Consider the following 21,113-nt stretch of genomic DNA (forward strand, 5'->3'; position numbering starts at 1 on the left):
GGATAATTATGAGCCTAAAGAACAAAAAGAGCGAGAAAGTGATTGAGAATAAGAAAACAGATTCAAAAGAGATCCTTGCAACTTTGAAAGATATAACAAAAGAATATGATTCCGGCAGTGTAAAGGTCAAAGCGCTCAATGGCGTGGATCTTACAATTTATAAAGGTGTAATGCATGTTATATTGGGACAAAGCGGATGCGGCAAGACCACCTTGCTTAATATTATCGGCGGTCTGGACAGTGCTACATCAGGAACTTTTGTTTTTGAAGGCGAAGACCAGTCTGAGCTGAATGAAAAGGGAATGACCGCATACAGAAGAGACAAGGTCGGTTTTATTTTTCAGAGCTACAACCTGATGCCCGAATTAACTGTTAAAGAGAATGTGGATTTTATTGCAGGAATTTGCAAGGAACCTTTAAATACCAAGGATATGCTTAAATCGGTGGGTATTGATGACCTTTCCAAAAAGTATCCTTCACAGCTTTCAGGCGGTCAGGCACAAAGAGTTGCTATCGCACGTGCGCTGGTAAAGAATCCTAAGATCATTCTTGCAGATGAGCCTACTGCTGCACTGGACTATGCAACAAGTGTGGAGGTTTTAGGCGTTATAAGAGAAATAGTAAAAAAAGGTGCTACACTCGTAATGGTAACACATAATGAAGAAATTGCAAAAATGGCAGACAGTGTTATCAGAATGAAGGATGGAAAAATCGTAAGTGTTACTGACAATGAATCTCCTTGCAGTGCCGATGAACTCCATTGGTAAAAACATACAGATGATGTTTTCAGCTATCTTGTTTTTAACTTACGAAAGGACTGAATAAAAATTGAAGAAAATCTACATGATCGATACTTGGCGCCGTATGAAGAAATCGATGATAACTGTATGCTGTATCATCCTTATCATCTCGCTGGGGATTGCTACATATCTTGGAATCCTTTTTGCTGAGAGATCGATGAGACAAACAGGCAATAATGTTTTTTCCGATCAGGCATTTCATCATTTTGAAGTTTCGAATAAATATGGCATAACTCAGGATAGTATCGATAAGCTCCTGAGTTTGCCTGATATTGATTCTGCTGAGGGACTGTATAAAACGACCGGATTTCTGAAGCTCGGGGAGCAGGACAGACTTGTGACTGTTCAGGCATTTACTAAGCAGGTCGATACAGCTAAAGTCGTTGAAGGCAGACTGCCTGAAGCACCCGACGAAATTGCTATTGAGAAGGTCATGGCAGAAGATGACGGCATAAAGCTTGACGATGAACTGGAGATCGACAGTACTGAAGAGGATGGAGAAAGCTATCTGCTCAATACCAGATTCAAGGTCGTCGGAGTGGTATGCCATCCTGCATATTCCTGCAATTATGTATATAGCAGGCGCGGAATGAGCGAGAAAGGAAACGGAAACTGTCATAATTTCTTCCTCGTAGCTGAGAGTGCTTTCAATACAGAAAAATATGAAAATGGCTGGCCGAGTGTATTGCTATGGAGCGATTCATTGGATAAGCTGGATTCCTTCAGCGATGATTATGAAAAGAAAAGCGATCAGATCGGCGAAAGCATCTCTTCTGTGGCAAAGGCTGAAAGTGACGAGAGATACTCTGATATAAAAGGCAAGTATCAGCAGAAGATAGATGATGCGGAAAAGCAGATAAGCGACGCTGAAGAAGAAATAAAGAGCAACAGCTCAAAGATCGAAGAATCAGAAAAAGAGCTTGAGAGCTTGAAATCTGATCTGGAAGAGCTGAAAAAAGTCGCTCCTAATGAAGATTATTCAAAATATGATTCCGAAATTGTCAAGGCTCAGGAGGAAATTGACGGCTACAAGACTGAGCTTGAGTCAGCTGAAAAGGAAGCGGATGAGAAGCGCGGAGAGCTGGCAGATTATCAGAGCGATATTGACGGCATGACAAACAGCGAATGGAGCGTGCTGGACAGATTCGACAATGTCAGCTTTGCCATGTACAAGAATAACGCTGAAGGCCTTGGAAAGCTCGGATTCAGCTTTGCCTTTGTGTATATTGTAGTTGCACTTATGGTTTGCTATTCCTCTATAGGACGAATGGTAACAAAGCAGAAAAACCTCATAGGTACTCAAAAGGCATTGGGCTTCAAATACAGTGAAATATTGTCACAGTATCTTTCATATTCATGGGTATGTACCTTCTGGGGCTGCGTATGGGGAATACTATGGGCTATATTCTTTGTTGAAAAGCTGTCGCTGAAGGGCTACGTACAGATCTATTATTTTAAGGACTATGTTCTGGCGTATAATATCAAACAGATCGCTATTGTGGTCGGTGCGGCATATTTCCTCACAACATTGGCAACAATAATCGCCTGCAACAAGTATATTAAGAAGAATGCAATTGAACTCCTTAAGGAAAGATCAATTGATAAGGCAAAGACGTTCTTCTTTGAAAAGCTGTTTATCTGGAAGAAAATATCCCTCTTCAAAAGAACAGTAATAAAAAATCTCCTCAATGAAAGAAGACATTTTATTTCTACTATTATCGGCGTTTCGGGCTGTACAGCCCTGCTGATAATCGGCTTTACGATGAAGTATGCCATCTCAGATGTAAATTATAAGCAGTTTGATGAAATACAGAAGTTTGATCTGTTTTTACAGGTCGAGGAAGATTCGGATCACACGGTATTTGAAAACAATCTGCAGTCTGTCGGCAATGTTGAATATCTTTCCATTTCAGATAAGATGGTCGAGGTGGAATTGGAGAAAAGCAATAACATTGTCGCAGATCTCATGTGTGCAAATATTGACGATCTGAAAGAATACTTCGCTGTGAACATTAAACAGCAGAGTGAAAACGACATTTACAAGGGTGCGATCATCAGTTCTAATACTGCTGATTTTTACAAATTGAATATTGGCGATAAAATAACTGTAAAAAACAGAAATGGTGATAAAATCGAAGTTGAGATAACAGGCATATCTGAGAATTATGTCTGCCACTTCCTGATTATTTCTCCTGAAACATATAAATCGTTATTTGCTGATGACATCAATAAAAATGCCTACTTTATAAAACTGAACGGTACTGAAAAGGATACCTTAAAAGCTGCCTTAGAGGATAATGAAGGATTTATATCATTATCGGGCAAGGAATCCGGAAAAAGTATATTTAAAAATATAGCTGATTCGCTCAATTCGGTTATCCAAATCATGATCTGCCTTTCAGCTATAATGGCATTGATCGTTGTAATGAACCTGATGATAATGTATATCAATGAAAAAACAAGTACATTGGCGGTTATGCGAATCAACGGCTATTCATTAAGAAAGACAAAATCCTTTATTAATATCGGAAATACTGTTCTGATAATAATCGGCCTGATAATCGGTCTTGCTGTTGGTATTCTCTTAGGTCTGAAAATAGTTATGATAATTGAAAATGATGTTGTCGCATATGAGCATATTCCTAATCTCAGAGCCTGCTGCATAAGCTGCGCCATCAGTGCTGCGTATGCTATTATCATAGGAGCCATTGCGAATATCAAAATCTCAAAGATCTCGCTGACTGACCTGAGCAGATATGAATAAGGAGGAATAGTATGAATTATGAGGCTGAATTTGAGGATATTGAAGAGATAAAAGTTGCCTCAATAAAATATACCGGTGATAATGACGAAGGTATAGATCATATGAAAGAGCTTTATATGAAGTTTAAAAAGATCATTTCCGGGCCATTCTGCAGTATGTATTTTTCGGCTGACTATTCTGACGTAAAAGAAACCGAGTGCTGTGTGCCTGTCATTGAAGAATTTGAATCTGATGATAAGTTCAAGTTTAAAGTGCTTCCAGCGCAGCGTGCTTTATGTGTGCTGCATATAGGCAGATATGAGGAACTTGGCAATGCATTCACCTTTATTACAGGCTATGTCAGGAAAAACGGATTGCAAGTAGAGTATCCTATCAGATTAGTATATCAGAAGGGACCTGGTCTGCTTTTCAAAGGCAATCCCGAAAAATATGAAACTAAGATAATTGTTCCCATAATTTAATAGTGAACTGACTGAGTCTTATTGGACCGCGTGTTCGATAAGGCTTATTTTTTATGCAGCTGTAAATTCCTTACTTCCTCCATAACCGTAAATCGGTTCTTTTTATATTTTGCCAAGAGGTCTTTATTGAAAGTAGTCGCAGGCTTAGTGTACATAAGTTCAATCTTATGCCCCGATATTTCGATACCATGCTTGAGAACTTCAATTAGGCTATGGTATATATAACAGACCGCTTTGAAAAGATCAGGGATAGGTATGGCTTTGCACTTTTACGTCCAGATAAAAGGCATAAGCTCAGAATGCCGCAGTAAGTTTAAAAATGACGGAACTCCCTGTGTTTACGCACAGGGAGTGAGCTTTAATACGAGATCTCTATTGATTTTAAGGCACTATTATGGTATACTAAGGTTAGAATAAATGAAATAACAAGTAATGAGGTGAGAAAATGAACGAATTGTCGAAATATCTGTGTTTGCTCCTTCGTCATCATCCTGAGAAAGCAGAGCTTGATATGGACGGACACGGTTGGGTATCAGTAGAACAGCTTATTGAGGGCGTTGACCGTTACAGCAATTATAAGCTTGATCGTGAACTGCTGGAACGGATAGTAGCCGAAGACAACAAGGGACGTTACAGATTTGATGAAAACCATGAAAAGATCAAGTGCTGTCAGGGTCACTCGGTTCCATGGGTCGAACCTGAGCTTGATTACTGCGAACCTCCCGAGTTCCTGTATCACGGAACGACTACAAAGGCTCTTGAAGCCATTGTGGAGAGCAAAGCAATAAAGAAGATGAAGCGACACGCTGTACATATGCAGGCTGATATAAGCAAGGCATGGCAGTCTGCCGAGCGTTGGCATAAGACTCCTGTAGTGCTGAAAATAGCAGCATCTGAGATGTACAGGGAAGGATACAGGTTCGGAGTTACCGAAAATAAAGTCTGGTGTACCGAGGAAGTACCGGTGAAGTATATTTGTGACAAAATCTATAAGAAATAATAGGGAGCTGATCATAACTTTAATATTAGCTTATAACCATACTATAACTGAAGGGGAGATGATATTGTGAACTTTTTATGCTCTTGCTGTAAAAGCCGTATCACGAATGATGATCAGAAACGTCATCTGATCGAAGGTGCAGGTATCCATAATATAGGATATCATCTGGCATGGATGGAATGCTCAAAGGAAGAATTGTCTCTGCCGCTCGATAAAAGGCAATGGCTGCACACGAATCAGGTCCCGGTCGTCGGAGAAAAGCGTATACTCAAGGTCACAGCACCTTTTGACGAGGAAATAGGTGATACATTCACTACGATCTTTGAGCCGTGGCAAATGTTCCTGAACGGTTGGGAAAGTGCTGAAAGTCCGGACGATATCGGCAAGGCCTGTGCTGTACTTTGCCGTTTTGAAGAGGTTCTGTGTTCGGATGATTTTTCTGCTATTATATACGCAACAGTGTTAAAAACTATCCCCCTCGATCAGCTTTATAAAGTAATACCCGAAACAGTAACAGATGATCGGTTCTATGAAGAATTCGGCGACGGTCAGGAAGTCTGGACAGAATATGAAGATAAACACCGGCTCTACCGCACATGGAATGCCCAGGGCGATGTAGGACAGATGCAGCTGATATACACTGACGAACTGGGGATCCGCCATGAAGTGCTGACCAGTTGGTATGCAATGCATGATGATTTTTACTATTTTGGAAATACAGTAAATAAGTCCCTTGAAACCGGAAAATCCGAAGGGGCTTCAAAGTACAGGTTCCTGGAGAGAGAGACAGACAACAGGGAGAAAAGTGAAGCGCGGATAGCTTATCTCGAACAGAAATACGGAATAGTTTTCCCTGACATATTAAAGGATCTTTATTCCAGAACAGATGGTTCAGGAATGAGAACCTGTTATCTTGAAATAGATGATTACGGCTATGAAGTCTATGATCTGGTCACACTGGAAGATGAAGACGGCGGTTTTGAATGGCTTGTTGACAACATATATCGTGCCGAACCGATGAACAGGTATATTCCTGCTGACTGGTATCCTTTGGCAGAGGATGAAGGCGGCGATCATTTCTTCTGGAGCAGCAAAACACAACAGGTCTACTATGTTTTCCATGAAGAGATCGACGATAAGATACTGATCGCTGACAGCATCGAAGAATTCATTGAGATGCTGAACGATTCTGTTGATACGCTCCCTCCTGAGCCTGTCCGTTCTGTTGTTGAAGCCAACGGCTGTCAGTGGGATATAACAGAACAGTGGGACAGCTGTGTCATCAACCGCTGCGTCAACAAAGACTCGCTGAAGGAGGTAACTGTTCCGTCAGAGCTGAACGGAAAGCCTGTTATTTCTATTGGTGACAACGCCTTTGCAAACGATCCTGTCTCACTGTGCAGAGTCATCGAAACTCTCATTATGCCTGACACGATACATCGTATCGGCAGCTTCTTTTTCAAGGGCTGCATTTACCTCCGACATATAAAAATGCCTGCGGAACTGGAAAGCATTGGAAATGAAGCCTTTCGCGGCGCATCGGGACTGGAGACCCTTGCCATCGGAGATAAATGTATATCCATCGGAAATCTGTTCTGTGCGGATGCAATTTCCCTGCGGACGGTCTCTATCGGTGCAGGTATCAAATTCATGGGGGATTATACATTCTACAATACTCCATCAATGGTAGGCTTCCGCTGCTATGGAGAGCTCAGATCGCTGGGACACGGCTCCTTCTGGATGAATAAATGGGCTGATTCGCAGATCTTTCGTCCCGATGCAGAAATGCTCCGCTTTTGCAGGAATAACTCTCTGCTTTACCGCTATGTCAAGCAGAACCCACCGACACGGCTTTTCTTTGATGATACGGTCAGGTATGTATTTGACCACGCATTCGGCGGCGACGCATGGAATTCAGGCAACGGCATAACGGATATTTATTTTCCCGGTGCTGATACTATCGGTGCGCAGGCATTCAAAAAGGTGCCCTATGCAACGGTACACCTCAGCTCCTCACGAATGGAGGCATCATACGGCTCGGACTATGAGTACACGATCGCTTCGCTCTGTGTGCCTGCAAAGGTAGTGTTCGATCTCCCATGATGTTTCAGGCATTAATATGATGCCGAAACAGTAATAAAAGGAATCAGGGCTTGATACTATAGAAGAAGCAAAATATATGACATGGTATCCCGGTCATCGGCATTATTATAAAACAGATGACCGCTGCAATATCAATTATAACAGTAGTAAAAACAATACAATATATGAGGTTAAAATGAAAAAAAGTCTTAGAAATGGCCTTGAATTTGCGGAAGTAAACGGACATAAACTTCACATATTCAGGTGCGGAGATAAAAGCAATCCGACTCTCGTGTTCATGTCGGGATCAGGAACAATTTCACCTATGTATGATTTTAAAGTGCTGTATGAAAAACTGCTCAGCGACTTCAGAATAATAGTAATTGAAAAATTCGGTTATGGTTATTCTGATCTGTATGAAGGTTCCTGTGAGATCGATACTATCGTAAGCTATCAGAAGCAGGCGTTAGTATCAATGGGGGAGAAAGCTCCCTATATCCTTCTTCCGCATTCTATGAGCGGTATAGAAGCTATCAGATGGAAACAGCTCTATCCTGATGATATAAAGGCAATAATCGGTCTTGATATGGCGACTCCTATCACATATAGCGAATGGGGCGAAGATGAGATCAATAAACGCATTGATCTCATGCTAAAACTGAAAAGGCTCAAAGAAACAGGATTATTGTTCTGGTATCCTATAAATAAGCGCGGACTGAGTAAGGATGAAATAAAGCAGCATCAGCTGCTGAAAAAAAGGAATTTGATGAACAACTGCTATATAAATGAAGCAAAGGCAGTCCTGAACAACGCCAGGATCACAGCTGATTCCGGGAAAGCAGAATGTCCGACTTTACTGTTTGTATCTAACGGGAAACAGACGTCACCGAACTGGATCGCTAATGAACAGAAATATGCTGAATCGGTAGGTGCAGAAACTGTTCTTCTGAACTGCGGACACTATATTCATTATTACGAAAGTGATAAAATAAGCTCTAAGATCAGAGAGTTTATTAAAAAGATAGATTAATATGTCCCGTTAAGCCTGTGTGATAGGGAGTTATATAACAGGAGATATTCATGGTTTGCTTGAGCCTGTATACGACTTGTTCACACGACATAACTGAGAATGATATTGTGAAAAATGGTATGATAACATATGGAAAACACTGAAAAAAATAAAGCTTATTTTCATCTTCCGGGGCTGTTTGAGTTCTATGACCTGTACAGTGTGTTTTTGCCGCTGTACCGTGAGCACAGGGAATATTTCTATGACTGGTGTGAAATAGCATCTGTCTATGGTGCTCCGGCGGACTGTATCTGGGGCGGCGGACGTGCAGGATTCGGCGAATGTGAGGCTGAAGATGTACTGGCACTTATGAATGAATACGGTATTTCTTCAAGGCTCACTTTCAGCAATTCGCTATTAAAATCGGAACATCTCACCGACAGGAAATGCAATGCCCTGTGTGAGCTTTTCGCCGGAAGCAAAGGTGTACGGAACGGTGTGATAATTTACTCCGATCTTCTGCTTGACCATATTAAAAATAATTATCCGGAGCTCTATTTCGTTTCCTCGACTACAAAGGTCCAGACTGATTTTACGCAGTTTTTGAAGGAAACAGAACGCAGTGATATTAAATATGTTGTTCCTGATTTCAGGCTCAATAAGCTGTATGATAAACTTGATAAACTCTCGCAGGTACAGAAAGATAAAGTCGAGTTTCTGTGCAATGAATGCTGCTCGTTTTACTGTAAAGACAGAAAGGCTTGCTATGAAAATGTGAGCCGCAAAAATCTCGGAGAAAACTGTCCCGATCACATCTGTACCGCGCCTGATGCCAAGGACGGATACCGCTTTTCAAAGGCAATGAAAAATCCGGGATTTATCAGTACAGATGACATCATCGATACATATATGCCCCTCGGCTTTTCAAATTTCAAAATAGAAGGCAGAGGACTGGGAAGTGCTGTCAATCTCGAATTTCTGCTTTATTACTTAACAAAGCCGGAATACCGGATTATTGTCCGTGAAGAGATCTATCTCGACAGTATGTTGGATCTTTTCTGAATACTTATCCCCAAAAAGAGAGCTTCAGAAATGGTATATTGTCAATACATTACCATACAAAAGCGGAGCGGCTGTTTTAGCCGCTCCGCTTATTAATATCAGAGATCATTTTTCCAGAAGCTTCTGCCTGAGAAGAACTAAATCGAATACGTCGATTGTGTTGTCCTTACAGAGGTCAGCGTGGCGCCAGCAGGTAAGATCGGTGCTCTTGCGGAGCAGCCATTTCTGGAGCATTACGAGATCCGCCACGGATACTTCGCCGTCAAGATTGCAGTCTCCTGCAAGGTCGTCATTCTCGTAGGGATAACTGATGCTGAACTTGTCCAGGTTGAATAGATAGCCCTCTCCGCCCTTGAAGACGAAGTACACATCGTTTATACCTGTGGTTTTTTCTATCCTGCATTTCTGAGTGGACCATTTCTGCCAGCCGCCTGTATCGGTGACGTCCATGGTGCCTATAAGCTTTCCGTCGGGAGAACCGAGGTGCACTTCGATGGCTCCGCTGCTTCCGTTTGAAGCAACGCGGAAGTTCAGAGATTCTGCGCCTCTGCCGAAGTTTATGCCGTCAAAGCCGATGTAGTCGCCGTTTTCGATATAGGCAACATCGCTTCCGCCCTCGCTGCAATTCTCGATGTCGATACCTGACTGATGATTGTAGTCCTCAGCTTCGATGGCGTCGCCTGAGGGAGCAACAGTGCCTGTTACACTTACCTTGCACTTTACAGTAAACTGTTTGTCGCTTGCCTCGAGAGTTCTTGCTATTATTTCAGCCGTACCCTGGGACAGTCCCGTAACATTGCCCTTGCTGTCGACGGAAGCCACCAGAGGGTTCGATGAAGTCCAGAGAACTACCTTATCCGTTGCGTTATCAGGGGAGACAGACGCCTGTATCTTTGCGGTATCTCCTGCATTCAGAGCAAGGGACTCCTTATCCAGACGCAGTCCGGATACATTTACGCGGGAGCCGTTGAGTTTCCATTTTGCCTGTATCCTCTGGTTGTAATCAGGCATGATGAATGTGGCGCGTGTGCCGTCTGCACTTATGGGAGTTACCTCCATTGCGTCGATACCGGGCTGCCAGCCGTCGAATGTGTAGCCTGCTCTTGATTTTGCGTCTATAGTTACCAGCTCGCCGGGAGCGTGATACTCAACTATAGATGTTCCCATGGAGTCGCCCACATTATTGATGACCAGAACGCGCTTTTCGGCTCTGTCTATTCTTACAAGGTGCATATCTCTTGCACCGACAGCCTCAAGGGGAGTATTTCCCACAGGCTCCAGACGGAACACCAGAAGCTGATCCAGATCATATCCCTTAATTATCTTTACGCGGACTGTTTTGCTTGTATCGCCGGCGTCGAATGAAATATTGGGATCGTCTATGAAACTGTAATCCTTGTCGGGCTGAGCATCGCCTGCGACGGGAGTGACCTTGAAGGTCATGGGACCTGCTGCGGGCTTGCTGAGCTTCACTTCCAGCTCTATGGTATCTCCTGCCTTGGCGAAGGTGTTCAGCTGTGCAAATCCTGCGTTCACGTCTTCCGTAAGACCGAGGCTGTTGTTGTAGCCCACTTCGATCCTGGGATAGACCGCATAGGCGCCTCTGTTCACGCCGTTGTCGCCTGAGCCGATAGCAGGGCTGCCTTCCCTTAGACTGAAGTCACCTGCGGCAGGATCGGCAAACATGGGGTCCTTGGCAAGCTCGGTCTTTGAGCCTATCTGCGCATTGAAGGCGTCCACAGTAATGGAGGGCTGCGACGGATCCATATAGCGCACATAGGTGGGCTTTCTTGTGGAGTACCAGAGGTTATTGCGGAACACATTTGAGCCGCCGCCTTTAAGGTCTATACCGTGCCATGCGTGGAAGCCGTTTACGGAGGTCTCCTTCACCAGAAGTCCCACAGTGTCATTGCTGCCGTACATACTGTTTTCGTCCTCGTAGGCGATGTTGTTCCTTACCTCGTTATTCCAGGATCTGTCAAGAGAAATACCGTTTTTCAGATTGTAGGTGACGTTGTTTATCCACCTTGCGTCCCAGGTGGAGCCCGTATCCCAGAAAGCTGAGAACAGTCCCGATTCTATGCGCTGTGCAGGGAAATTCATGAAGTGGTCGGGATCCATGGGCATACGTCCGTTTCCGTCAAGGGGTCTGTTGTAGACTATGTTCTCATAAGCCCAGTTTCGCGTACATTCAGACTCGTTGAACATGAAGTAGGCGGTATTGTAAGAAACATTTCTGACAGCGGTGAAGTCCCTTACACTGATGTCCAGCCAGATGGTACCGCCGTTTACCGAGCCGCCCGAGTAGTTGAAGGCGAAGGCGTTGTTCCTGTTGCCGTCGGCTCTGCCGCCTAAGGTGGAGGACTCTGCGCCGCCTGCACCTGCATTCTTTCCTATGGCGCCTATGAAGGTGTTCTCGGAGATTATGCAGTTCTGTGAGTGATTATCGTAGCACAGGGTCTCGCCGTAGACGCTCTGGAAGTAGTTATTACGGATGACATTGTCGGGACCCGCCACGGGAATGGTTACGTCGGGGCGGTAAACTCCCTGATTGGACCATGTCCAGGGAGCATTGTAAACGCAGCCGATGTTTTTGAACTGATTGTTCAGCACAACGTTTCCTTTTCCCATGATGTTGATGGTGCTTCGGGCGTATTTGTAGTCCTCGAAGACGAAACCCTCGATCTTGACGTAGTCACGGCCGAAGAGGTTGAAAACGTCGGTGAGCTGGTTCTTTCTGCCTGCTATAGAGTATTCGATGCCTGCATTGTCATAGTGCTTTACATCGTTCTCGCTCCAGCCCGTGTCCTGAAGCCACTGTGCCCTGACCTGGGGCGTTACTGTGGAGCCGTCAAAGACGTCCTTGTGCTTGATGATGACCTTGCCTATATCGGAGCTGTTTTCGGGGCGGAAGACGATCATGGCATCCTCTCTGCCTGATTCTTTGGGCCTTATATCCTCCTCGATATAAGTACCGGGGCGTATGAGGACGGTAGTGCCTGCGGTAGCCTCGTCGGCTGCTTTCTTGATCGATCTGTAAGGCGCGTCCGAAGAGCCTTTTCCGCTGTAGTCATTGCCGTTTTCCGCAACATAGAGCACTCTGCCGCTGATGTCAGCTGCTTCTGCCCTTAGCCCGTTCAGCAAGCCTTTGGGGTGAGAGTCCATGATACCTGTGTTGTTGTACAGCATAGTCGGGATCATGAACAGACTAAGTAATCCTGCAATTCTTTTTTTCATTTTTCTCTTTCCCTTCTGTATAGGATAAGTGTTTCCCTTTACGCATTCAAGCGTGAACATATCCCCTTAGGGACCTGCGCTGCACGACTGCTCCTGACCTGAGAAAACAACGCTGTGCGGCGGAAAAGTCCCCTTATAAACAGTATAACCCATAATGGCACGGGAAGCAATATTCTATTGTATCGAACCCAAAGATAATCCCACATAGAAAAAGAGAAGTATGTCAAAAAGTCTTGCATTTTTATTCACAATACGATATAATAAACGTAAAACGTCCATTATAATTTATCTAAAAGCCCTTGCAGATACGCTGATCGGAGATCAGCTTCCTGCAGATCGGGCAATTATATCATAACGCTTCGCTTTTATGATATAATCAATGCAGGGGTGATTATCTATGAAAAAAAGGCTGACAGTGGGTGTTGTCACAGCGGAATGTTACCGCGAATACACATCTGAGATCATCCGCGGAATAATCGCGCAGAGCGAGCTTGCAGACTGTAATGTCATGGTGCTTGCGGCAAAAAATAATTTTCAGGAGCCTGTGTCTCCTCATGTGGAGCATGAAGCTGAGGTGTTCCGTCTTATAGAGCTTTCTGATTTTGACGGCTTTCTCTATGACCAGAACGCATTAAACAACAGGGAAGTGCAGAAAAAGCTGGACGCACTGCTCAAGCGCACGGGTAAGCCCGTCATGCTCCTTGATGCGGGGGAGCACCCGTTTTTCGAGAATACCGTTTCCCACGATCCCGAGGCATTTGCGCTGCTCATAGAGCACATGATACAGGTCCACGGGTGCAGGAGGATATACTGCCTGACAGGCACCAGGGGGACTCCTCAGGCTGAGGAGCGCCTTGAGACCTATTTCCATGTCATGCAGAGGCACGGGCTTCCTTATGACGAGAGTTATTATTCATACGGCGATTTCTGGCGCAATGCGCCTGTTGAGTTCGCACAGCGCATTATCAGCGGAGAGCTTGCCATGCCTGAGGCAGTGGTCTGCGCCAACGATATAATGGCGGATACCCTGATCGCTGCACTTGCAAAGGCTGGCATAAATGTTCCAAAGGATATGGCTGTTACAGGTTTTGACGGCTATCTTGAAGATGAATGGAGCGATGTAAGTATCACCAGCTTTCCGAAAAGCTGCTATCAGCTGGGAGCTGACGCTTTCAGGCGGCTTTACAGGATGATCAGCGGAAAAAGCTGCCGCAGAATATCCTCCGGACACAGCCGTATCCAGATCGGACGGAGCTGTGGCTGCGTCCCCGTATTGAGCACGACAGATAAAAGCCGCAGGGAAAAACGGCTCATCTCCCGCTATCGGGAGTGGTTCTATCACAGTGAGGTGCTGTTTGAGCTTATGCACTCAGAGTCGCTGTATGACCTGCTGTATATGCTGGCAAGCAGGATATATCTGGTCTGTCACTGGTCGGATTTTCGCGTATTTCTCACAGACAGCTGTGTGAAGTCGCTGTCTTCACACTCTGATTTCCCCATGCACAGCGACTGCTGTCAGGTGCTGTGGACCGACAGGGCAGGCAGGAGCAGCGGCATTTCGGAACGCTGTATCAAGCAGTCTGACATTATTTCCTGCCTTACGGAAAATACTGACCACCCCTGTGTGTATTTCCTCTCGCCGCTGCACATGAATGAGAGACAGTTCGGATTTGCAGCCCTGTCCTTCGGCAGACTTGCCTGCTGCTATCAGCCTGAATACTGTACGCTTATCAGCTATCTCTGCCTTGCACTGGAGCAGCTGGAGGAGAGGACCTTGCTCAGGGCTCAGTCGGGCGGCGGCACAAGAGAACCGGAAAATCCTCAGCTCTATCGTCAGCTTGTACAGCTGCGTGAGGAGATGCAGCAGTGCCCCGAAGCTGACTGGAGCGTACAGGAGCTCTGCGGACGAACTCATGTGAGCAGGAGCTACCTTCAGAGAATGTATAAAAAATACTTCGGCAAAAGCGTCGTTGAGGAGCTAATTTCCTTCAGGCTGAGGAAGGCAAAGGAACTCATCAGCGGTACGGACCTTACTATGTCGCAGATAGCTGAGCTTTGCGGCTATGCCTCCTATGCACATTTTGCCAAGCAGTTCAAGGTCAATGAGGGAATGACTCTCTCGGAGTACCGTCAGCGTTCCCGTAAGAGTAACGGAAGGAGCGGCGTATGAACAACAATACAGGGATAAGATCAAAGGATATGCCCGCTGCTGAGCGAAACCGCTGTCTTGATCTTTTCAAGGGTATCGCAGCTGTCTGTGTGGTATTTGTACATATACCGTTCCACGGCATCTTCGGAAAGTGCATCAGCTCCATAGGCTCCTGCGGAGTCATGCTGTTTTTCCTCATCAGCGGATATTACGCCTTCGGTGAAAGAGAGAAGATGTGCAGAAAGCTCGGGAAGCGTTTCTGCCGTAATCTTCTGATAACCGTCATCGCTGTGCTGGTGTATTTTGGTATATCCTATGCGCTGAATGACAATAGTTATTACCGTAATATCTGGCTCAGGACATTTTCAAGACCGCGCTTTTATCTCAGAATGATCTATTGCAGCGATCTTGAAGCCATCAGCGGAGATCCGCTGTGGTTCATGTTTGCGCTGCTGCACGTATATGTCATATTCTGGCTGATGTATAAACTGAGACTGGAAAAATTTGCAAAATTTGCAATGCCCCTGTTTATTCTCCTGCGTATCGTACTTGAAACCTATAAATATGCGACTGGCGGAAGCTGGCGGATATGCAGCAACGCTCTTGTTGCAGCGCTCCCGCTTATGCTGCTTGGATTCTGCATTGCGGAATGGAAGGAAAAGCTGCTGAAGCTGCCTGCATGGTCCGCAGCTGTCTGCGGTGTACTCTCGCTTATATGCCTGATCCTGCTGATAAAGTATGATCCGTTCAGATATAACATAACGCAGATATTTAAGCTTACGCTTGTGGCTTCGGTATTCCTGTTTGCACTTAAAAAGCCGAAGCTCCGCCTCTTTCCGCCGATGGAAATACTGGGCGGAGCCTATTCGCTTCACGTTTACCTCTGGCATATGCCTGTTATCATGATACTGTATACATTATGTGAGCGCCGTATTCTGAAGGCTGATCCTTATGACTGGTATATGCCGCTTGTGGTTGCAGGAATTTCCATTCTTATATCTGTTGTGATCGTCACGGTGCAGCGCCTGATAAAGCGTCTTGTGACACGGAATGACTATGAAGTCTGAATGGGAAACTGATCGGAGAAAGACAGAAAACAGCATATTTCAGAATTGTAATGTTCCGTAATATTAAAAACGGGACAGAGGGGCGGTTGTGTGGTATACTATGGTTACAGAAGCGGAAAGCTACTACACTAAAAAGGAGTAATCATCATGAAAGAAATGATAAACCGTATCACACAGGACTTCATCGAGAACAGGGACATTATCAAAAAGGCAATAAAGCTTGAAAGCTCATATATCTACCCTGTGGCAGCAAATGTATTCTGCGCTGCAGGAGTTAAAGCGGACGCCGACAAGCTCCGCGAATGCAGAAAGATCATCAAGAAGAATGCAGGCTTCGGTTCTTATCTGAAAGGAAATGTAATGGTGCCTTTTGCAGCGAAGCTCTGCATAGCTGACGATCCTGACGCTCATTTTGAGAAGGTAATGGCTATGTACGGCATTCTCAAGGAGCACTTCAGAAGATCGGAATACCTTGCTCTCCTTGCAACTCTCCTTGCTGAAAAGACAACCATCGAAGAGGCAGGACATATTGCAGCAAGAGGACGTGCTGTCTATGATAAGATGAAGAAGGAGCACCCTGTACTCACATCAAGAGAGGACAGCATAATGGCAGGCTTTATGGCGTTTTCCGAGAAGAGCGACAGTGAGCTTATTGATGACGCTGAGAAGTGCTATGAGCTCCTCAGGAAAAAGTTCTCGGACAAGGATTCTGTTCAGACAGTTTCACACATACTATCCATGACAAACGGAGCTCCCGAAGAAAAGGTAAGCAGAATGATCAGGATGTTCGGCGCTTTAAAGGAAGCAGGACGCAAGTTCGGCAAGCACTTTGAACTGTCAACACTTGCTGCAGTGTCAATAATAGATGCCGATGAAAAGGAGCTTGTTGACAGTATAATTGCCATCGACAGCCTGCTCAGCGGTCAGAAGGGCTACGGAGCATTAAGCCTCGACAAGAAAACAAGGCTCATGCACGCAGCTATGCTCACCGCCGACCTTTACGGAGACAGCGATAATGCTCAGGCAGCAGTATCTGCTTCTGCACTTGCATTGATCGCAGCACAGCAAGCTGCAATGTGTGCAGCGATCGCTGCATCGGCAGCCGCAAGCAACGCGAATTCATAAGTAAAAACACAAGGCTTTATGCAGAAATAAAACCGCAGTCTTATGGCGGCTATCCTTAACGGAACTTTATAAAATTCGTATGAAACCCGAGGGCATAACATCCTCGGGTTTCTTCATTTTAGCAAGTTGCCTGAGCAAATGTCTTTTTTTCTGTTGGTGTCAACATTGGTGCCGGTTTGTTGATTGAGAGGAATGTATAGTGTATCAGTATCATGTTGCCGCAGGTTCTTGAGTATTTCTCAGGCTTCTCATAGACTTCAATTCGTGATATGAAAGCCCTGAGAAGTTCGGAAGTAAGCTCTTTCATCTCGATGTTTGTCTTTGCTTTCTCAATGAAGTCCTGCACATATTTCTCCTGTAAGCTCATGTTGTCGAGTTGATCAGAGAGCTCGGAGAGTCCGATTTTCAGTTCGGACTGCTCCTTTTCATAGCCTGAAGCAAGACAATCATAACGCTCTGGAGTTATCCTGCCGGTTACTCTATCTTCATACAGACAGCGTATAATGTTGTCAAGCTCCTTGTTACGTTTTTCCAGCTTTGATTTCTTCTGCTCTGACTCTTTTCGGAGTTTCTGAGCTTCCTTTTCGCCATTCTGCATTGCCGTTTCATAGAACTGCTGCGGATGTTCGCGTGCAAATAATGTTATCTTTTTGAGTTGGTCAAGCACTACTGCATCAAGCTGATTAGCCTTTATTCGGTGGACAGTACAGTATCTTCCACCCTTAGTCTGATAACCGCCGCACTGATAATAGTTGTTCTCAGGCTTTATGTTCTTTCCTCGATGAAGATACATTTTCGAACCACAGTCAGCACAGTAGATATATCCAGCGTATTTGTCAGTGTCACCCTGTCGGTCGGGTCGCTTTCTTCCCTCATAATGCTTCTGAACAAGTGCGAACAGTTCTCGGCTTATTATCGCTTCATGCGTATTCTCGAATATGAGAATGTTTTCGGGATCATTCTTGATACGTTTCTTCAGCTTATTGGACTTGCTGTAAGTTTGAAAGTTTACAGTATCGCCGCAATAAATCCGATTGGACAGCATATCTCTGACTGTGCTTTGCGTCCAAAGATATGGATGTTCAAGGTCGGGATGTTTGCTTTTCGTTCCTTTGGTGTGAAACTCATAAACACCGGGACTTTCAATTTCGTGCTCTTCCAGGTATCTGCATATTGCTCTCGTTCCCTTGCCGTCTGCACAAAGTTCGTAGATTGTCCTCACGACTGGCGCTGCAATTGGATCGGGAATAAGCTGTTTCGGATCATCGGGATTTTTCATATATCCATAAGGAATCGCTGTTCCAACGCGCTCACCACGCTCGCCCTTTGCCTTGAATACAGCGCGTATCTTCTTCGACGTATCTCTGGCGTAAAAGTCATTGAAATAGTTCTTTATACCTGACATTTCGTTGAAGCCGTTTGCACTGTCAACACCGTCTGTCACCGCAATGAAGCGAACATCATAAGCAGGGAACACGATCTCCATAAGCTTGTCAGTTTCCAAGTGATCACGTCCAAGCCTCGACTGGTCTTTGACAATGACCGTTCCTACAAGTCCGTTCTCCACGTCCCTCAACATACGAACGTACTCAGGTCTGTTCTTATTAACACCGCTGAAGCCGTCGTCAACGTAGAACTGACAGTTGCGGAAGCCATTCCGCTCTGCGTACTCACTTAGCATCTTCTTTTGATTTTCTATCGACAGTGACTCTCCTTCACGAGCATCTTCCTGTGAAAGTCGACAATACAAAGCTGTTATTAAATCATTGTTTGGTTTCATTTAAATATCCTCCTTCTCTGGAAACCAAACCGAATAGGACTCTGTTGGCGTACCTCTCGGTACACCAACAGTATACTCCTACTCGGCTCAGAAGTCCAGTAAAATTTTCGTTAACTTACTTTCACAAGATAGCGGAGCCTGTCCTCTACGGTCACATCTGTGTCAGTTGGAAATGCATTTATGACAGTAAAAGTCTTGCCGTCTATCACGACCGTATCTATCTCATACTGTGTTCGACGCAGTTCCGCATACTTGTTTGTTTCAGCTTTTGTGTTCTTTTCATCCATTCAATAACCACACTCCTCTTAGTTGTCTTGTTCGTATTTCTTATGAATCCTACGTTGTTCATGATTCATCTCTCCTTTTTCAATTTTTTGATTTGGGCATCAGCCCATGTGTATTCCGTGAGCTTCCTTCCACTCTCGCTCCTCTGCGAGTGCCTTGCTGTCGGTGCGCTCCCGAGCGTACTCAGTATCGTCGGCAGGCTCGTCATCAATCATCGAAGCCATAGTTGCAACGCTGCCGACAACGCTATCAAGACCGACTGCGAGATCACTATCCACTTGGCTGCTTTCAATCTTAGTCTGTGCTTGTATTCGTCGAGTTCTTTCAGCTTCGAGCCATATTCCTCGTTCAGTTTCCCAGCCTGTGATGACAGGTCCGCTGTTGCTTTCTTCAACTGCTCGACTGCTAAAGTCGCGGTTTCCGACGTTTGATCCAGCAGCCCCCGACAGGTCGCTATAGTATCCCTCTGCTCGGAGCGTATTGTTTTCAGCACCTGTTCTGTATCCGCTTTCGTCGCCAGTACCGAGAGTCTGGTAAGTATCTCCAGCTGCTCCTGCGACATCAGCTTGTTCAATTCTATCAGCGCTCTCCAGTTGGAATCGAGCACTACCACTGTCGGCTGAGTGTCCGCCGCTGCCGACAATTCCTTGTCGTACATCTGCTGTAATTCTTCTTGCTTTGAATTCATACTCCATATTCTCCTTTCGATAACGTTCGCCGTGCAGTTTATTGTCACGGCATCTCCTTCCATTAGGACAAGTGTAAGTGATATACTTTCGCTTGTCCTCCCACCTGACATTGTAGCCCTGCTGCTTCATCAAGTAGCAGAACTGCTTCTTGGTCTTTGCTTGCTTCATGACTTGGTTTATGACGTTCATCAGCTCCCACTTGAAGCTCTCGCCGCGCTTGGCTGACCTGTACTCGCTGTCAGAGAGGAAGTCCTTGTTCATTTTCTTCTTGGGAGCATCAAGGACATGGACACCGTAGTGCTGACAAATCTCATCGCTGAGCTTCATCAACTGCTCAATGCTCTCCTTGTTGGAATGGTACTTCTTTCCGTCCTCGAAGCTGACGGAGTTCATCACCAAGTGGCTGTGGATATGCTCGCGGTCGATATGAGTTGCCACTACAACTTCGTATTTGTTGAACGCTTTCTCCGCAAGCTCCACCGCTATTTTGTGCGCGAGCTCGGGCTCAATTTCGTAACCGCTGGGGAAGCTCTGCACCAGATGATAGTAGAGCCGCCCATCAGTTTTGTGATAGAGATTCTTAGTTGCAGTCATTTCATCGAGAGCAGTCTCGGGTGAGCAGTTGACTCCGGTCACATAACGCTTGTCCTCTGACACGGTCTTTTCCTTTCTGCTGACGTAGTTGAGGACGTTCCTCATGCCGCCAGCGGTCTGAGTTTTGTTGTTTATAAAATGGATTATTGGCATCACTTCACCTCCTTGGCTATGTCGCAAACGGCTTGGGTGACAGCCTTGTGCTGTTCAATAAGCTCGTCCACTCGAACGGAGTGAAGCCGTCCTTCGTGAGCCAGCATTGCTATCTGATTGAGGTTCCGACCGATAGCTTTCTGCTGCTTGGCGACCTCGTCCAGCCCGTCAGCCACTACGATTTTCTTGTCAAGTGCCGACCTGAGAACGAAGTCGCTGAGAGACAGCTTGTGCCGCTGAGCCTTGTTGTGTATCCGCTCGTACTCGTCATCGGTACAGCGGATAGTTATAGTTCTGTTGCGTTTTCTCATTGTATCACGCTCCTTTCTTTGTGCGATTTTTAAGAGGGGGCTCGGGGTTCGCCCCGACCAGCAAGCGTTCGGCGGACTGCCGAATGCGATGCTGGCATTTCATACCTCCGTGACCGATACTGCTCCGTCAGCGATAGTTTTCTCCTTATGCCAATGCCGCCACACTCGCTCCACGTTGCGCGACAATCGCTTTCACCGCCGCAGGTGGGATAACTATCCGATTTCTGTATCGGCGGCAAATTTGGGCGTTTTTGTGCGTGACAGTAACTCAGCCGTGACAGTAAAACTACCGACACGAAAACCTACTGACACGCCCCGCAGATGAAGCTATATAGAGCTTTGTGAGCTGTTGGGAAGTGCCTGCGTGACGGTAACAGTTCTACCGCCACTACCGACACGCTATCACTTGCAGAAGGAAAAATGTGGGAGCAGTATCCTTTATGCAATTTGAAGCAAAAACAGCACGTTTTTTCGCCCTCTAATTGTATTATGGTTAGATTTTCCAGTTTTTTATAAAATCAGGTAACAATTTCAATCTATTCAAA

General features: G+C 45.4%; 15 protein-coding genes. 10 read left to right on the forward strand and 5 right to left on the reverse strand.

Translation table 11 applies throughout. From position 1 onward, the window contains the following. Nucleotides 1-8 precede the first annotated feature (8 nt). From T488_RS0111370 to T488_RS0111400, 7 genes are all read left to right on the forward strand, one after another. Nucleotides 9-767 (forward strand): ABC transporter ATP-binding protein, encoded by a 759-nt coding sequence (locus T488_RS0111370; RefSeq protein WP_082320506.1) that lies wholly within the window; start codon nucleotides 9-11, stop codon nucleotides 765-767. Nucleotides 768-864: 97 nt separating this feature from the next. Further along, nucleotides 865-3,564 (forward strand): FtsX-like permease family protein, encoded by a 2,700-nt coding sequence (locus T488_RS0111375; RefSeq protein ID WP_196243311.1) that lies wholly within the window; start codon nucleotides 865-867, stop codon nucleotides 3,562-3,564. Between the two features lie 11 nt (nucleotides 3,565-3,575). Then, nucleotides 3,576-4,025 carry a GyrI-like domain-containing protein gene (locus T488_RS0111380; RefSeq protein WP_028520909.1) on the forward strand — a complete coding sequence of 150 codons (450 nt, stop codon included), beginning with the start codon at nucleotides 3,576-3,578 and terminating at the stop codon, nucleotides 4,023-4,025. A gap of 445 nt (nucleotides 4,026-4,470) precedes the next feature. Next, nucleotides 4,471-5,025, forward strand: a complete 555-nt coding sequence (locus T488_RS0111385; RefSeq protein ID WP_028520910.1) for an RNA 2'-phosphotransferase — start codon at nucleotides 4,471-4,473, stop codon at nucleotides 5,023-5,025. Between the two features lie 459 nt (nucleotides 5,026-5,484). Further along, nucleotides 5,485-7,128, forward strand: a complete 1,644-nt coding sequence (locus T488_RS0111390; protein ID WP_196243312.1) for a leucine-rich repeat protein — start codon at nucleotides 5,485-5,487, stop codon at nucleotides 7,126-7,128. 175 nt (nucleotides 7,129-7,303) lie between these two features. Beyond that, nucleotides 7,304-8,137, forward strand: coding sequence for an alpha/beta fold hydrolase (locus T488_RS0111395; RefSeq protein WP_028520912.1), 834 nt, complete (start codon nucleotides 7,304-7,306; stop codon nucleotides 8,135-8,137). A gap of 129 nt (nucleotides 8,138-8,266) precedes the next feature. Then, complete coding sequence (locus tag T488_RS0111400) at nucleotides 8,267-9,178, forward strand: hypothetical protein (protein WP_028520913.1); 912 nt, start codon at nucleotides 8,267-8,269, stop codon at nucleotides 9,176-9,178. 105 nt (nucleotides 9,179-9,283) lie between these two features. Here T488_RS0111400 and T488_RS18865 read toward each other — a convergent pair whose 3' ends face one another. Beyond that, nucleotides 9,284-12,415 carry a carbohydrate-binding protein gene (locus T488_RS18865; protein WP_196243313.1) on the reverse strand — a complete coding sequence of 1,044 codons (3,132 nt, stop codon included), beginning with the start codon at nucleotides 12,413-12,415 and terminating at the stop codon, nucleotides 9,284-9,286. A gap of 397 nt (nucleotides 12,416-12,812) precedes the next feature. Between T488_RS18865 and T488_RS0111410 the strand changes: the two genes are divergently transcribed. From T488_RS0111410 to T488_RS0111420, 3 genes are all read left to right on the forward strand, one after another. Then, the gene (locus T488_RS0111410; protein ID WP_028520915.1) at nucleotides 12,813-14,585 is read left to right on the forward strand and encodes a substrate-binding domain-containing protein; all 1,773 of its coding nucleotides are present in this window, start codon (nucleotides 12,813-12,815) and stop codon (nucleotides 14,583-14,585) included. Beyond that, the gene (locus T488_RS0111415; protein ID WP_028520916.1) at nucleotides 14,582-15,631 is read left to right on the forward strand and encodes an acyltransferase family protein; all 1,050 of its coding nucleotides are present in this window, start codon (nucleotides 14,582-14,584) and stop codon (nucleotides 15,629-15,631) included. Before T488_RS0111410 ends, T488_RS0111415 begins: the two co-directional genes overlap by 4 nt. Nucleotides 15,632-15,778: 147 nt before the next feature. Beyond that, on the forward strand, nucleotides 15,779-16,756 hold the full coding sequence (locus T488_RS0111420; protein ID WP_028520917.1) for a DUF4003 family protein: 978 nt from the start codon (nucleotides 15,779-15,781) through the stop codon (nucleotides 16,754-16,756). Between the two features lie 118 nt (nucleotides 16,757-16,874). Here T488_RS0111420 and T488_RS17760 read toward each other — a convergent pair whose 3' ends face one another. The 4 genes from T488_RS17760 to T488_RS17770 all read right to left on the reverse strand — a co-directional run bounded on the left by T488_RS17760 (nucleotide 16,875) and on the right by T488_RS17770 (nucleotide 20,568). Continuing rightward, complete coding sequence (locus tag T488_RS17760; protein ID WP_082320509.1) at nucleotides 16,875-18,536, reverse strand: recombinase family protein; 1,662 nt, start codon at nucleotides 18,534-18,536, stop codon at nucleotides 16,875-16,877. A 110-nt stretch (nucleotides 18,537-18,646) separates the two neighbouring features. After that, nucleotides 18,647-18,823: a hypothetical protein gene (locus T488_RS19620; protein ID WP_155267207.1), complete on the reverse strand. Its 177-nt coding sequence runs from the start codon at nucleotides 18,821-18,823 to the stop codon at nucleotides 18,647-18,649. Between the two features lie 99 nt (nucleotides 18,824-18,922). After that, nucleotides 18,923-20,257, reverse strand: coding sequence for a relaxase/mobilization nuclease domain-containing protein (locus tag T488_RS18870; RefSeq protein ID WP_051536433.1), 1,335 nt, complete (start codon nucleotides 20,255-20,257; stop codon nucleotides 18,923-18,925). After that, nucleotides 20,257-20,568 (reverse strand): plasmid mobilization protein, encoded by a 312-nt coding sequence (locus tag T488_RS17770; protein ID WP_051536434.1) that lies wholly within the window; start codon nucleotides 20,566-20,568, stop codon nucleotides 20,257-20,259. The genes T488_RS18870 and T488_RS17770 overlap by 1 nt, the downstream gene beginning before the upstream one ends. Nucleotides 20,569-21,113: the final 545 nt, after the last annotated feature.

The sequence above is a fragment of the Ruminococcus flavefaciens ND2009 genome (assembly GCF_000621785.1).
Lineage (GTDB): Bacteria > Bacillota > Clostridia > Oscillospirales > Ruminococcaceae > Ruminococcus > Ruminococcus flavefaciens_C.

Coding starts and splice junctions, on each gene's coding strand:
- T488_RS0111400 (WP_028520913.1), top strand. CDS start 8,267: ATGGAAAACACTGAAAAAAATAAAGCTTATTTTCATCTTCCGGGGCTG.
- T488_RS0111385 (WP_028520910.1), top strand. CDS start 4,471: ATGAACGAATTGTCGAAATATCTGTGTTTGCTCCTTCGTCATCATCCT.
- T488_RS0111415 (WP_028520916.1), top strand. CDS start 14,582: ATGAACAACAATACAGGGATAAGATCAAAGGATATGCCCGCTGCTGAG.
- T488_RS0111380 (WP_028520909.1), top strand. CDS start 3,576: ATGAATTATGAGGCTGAATTTGAGGATATTGAAGAGATAAAAGTTGCC.
- T488_RS17770 (WP_051536434.1), bottom strand. CDS start 20,568: ATGAGAAAACGCAACAGAACTATAACTATCCGCTGTACCGATGACGAG.
- T488_RS0111420 (WP_028520917.1), top strand. CDS start 15,779: ATGAAAGAAATGATAAACCGTATCACACAGGACTTCATCGAGAACAGG.
- T488_RS0111375 (WP_196243311.1), top strand. CDS start 865: ATGAAGAAATCGATGATAACTGTATGCTGTATCATCCTTATCATCTCG.
- T488_RS19620 (WP_155267207.1), bottom strand. CDS start 18,823: ATGGATGAAAAGAACACAAAAGCTGAAACAAACAAGTATGCGGAACTG.
- T488_RS17760 (WP_082320509.1), bottom strand. CDS start 18,536: ATGAAACCAAACAATGATTTAATAACAGCTTTGTATTGTCGACTTTCA.
- T488_RS18870 (WP_051536433.1), bottom strand. CDS start 20,257: ATGCCAATAATCCATTTTATAAACAACAAAACTCAGACCGCTGGCGGC.
- T488_RS0111395 (WP_028520912.1), top strand. CDS start 7,304: ATGAAAAAAAGTCTTAGAAATGGCCTTGAATTTGCGGAAGTAAACGGA.
- T488_RS0111410 (WP_028520915.1), top strand. CDS start 12,813: ATGAAAAAAAGGCTGACAGTGGGTGTTGTCACAGCGGAATGTTACCGC.
- T488_RS18865 (WP_196243313.1), bottom strand. CDS start 12,415: ATGAAAAAAAGAATTGCAGGATTACTTAGTCTGTTCATGATCCCGACT.
- T488_RS0111370 (WP_082320506.1), top strand. CDS start 9: ATGAGCCTAAAGAACAAAAAGAGCGAGAAAGTGATTGAGAATAAGAAA.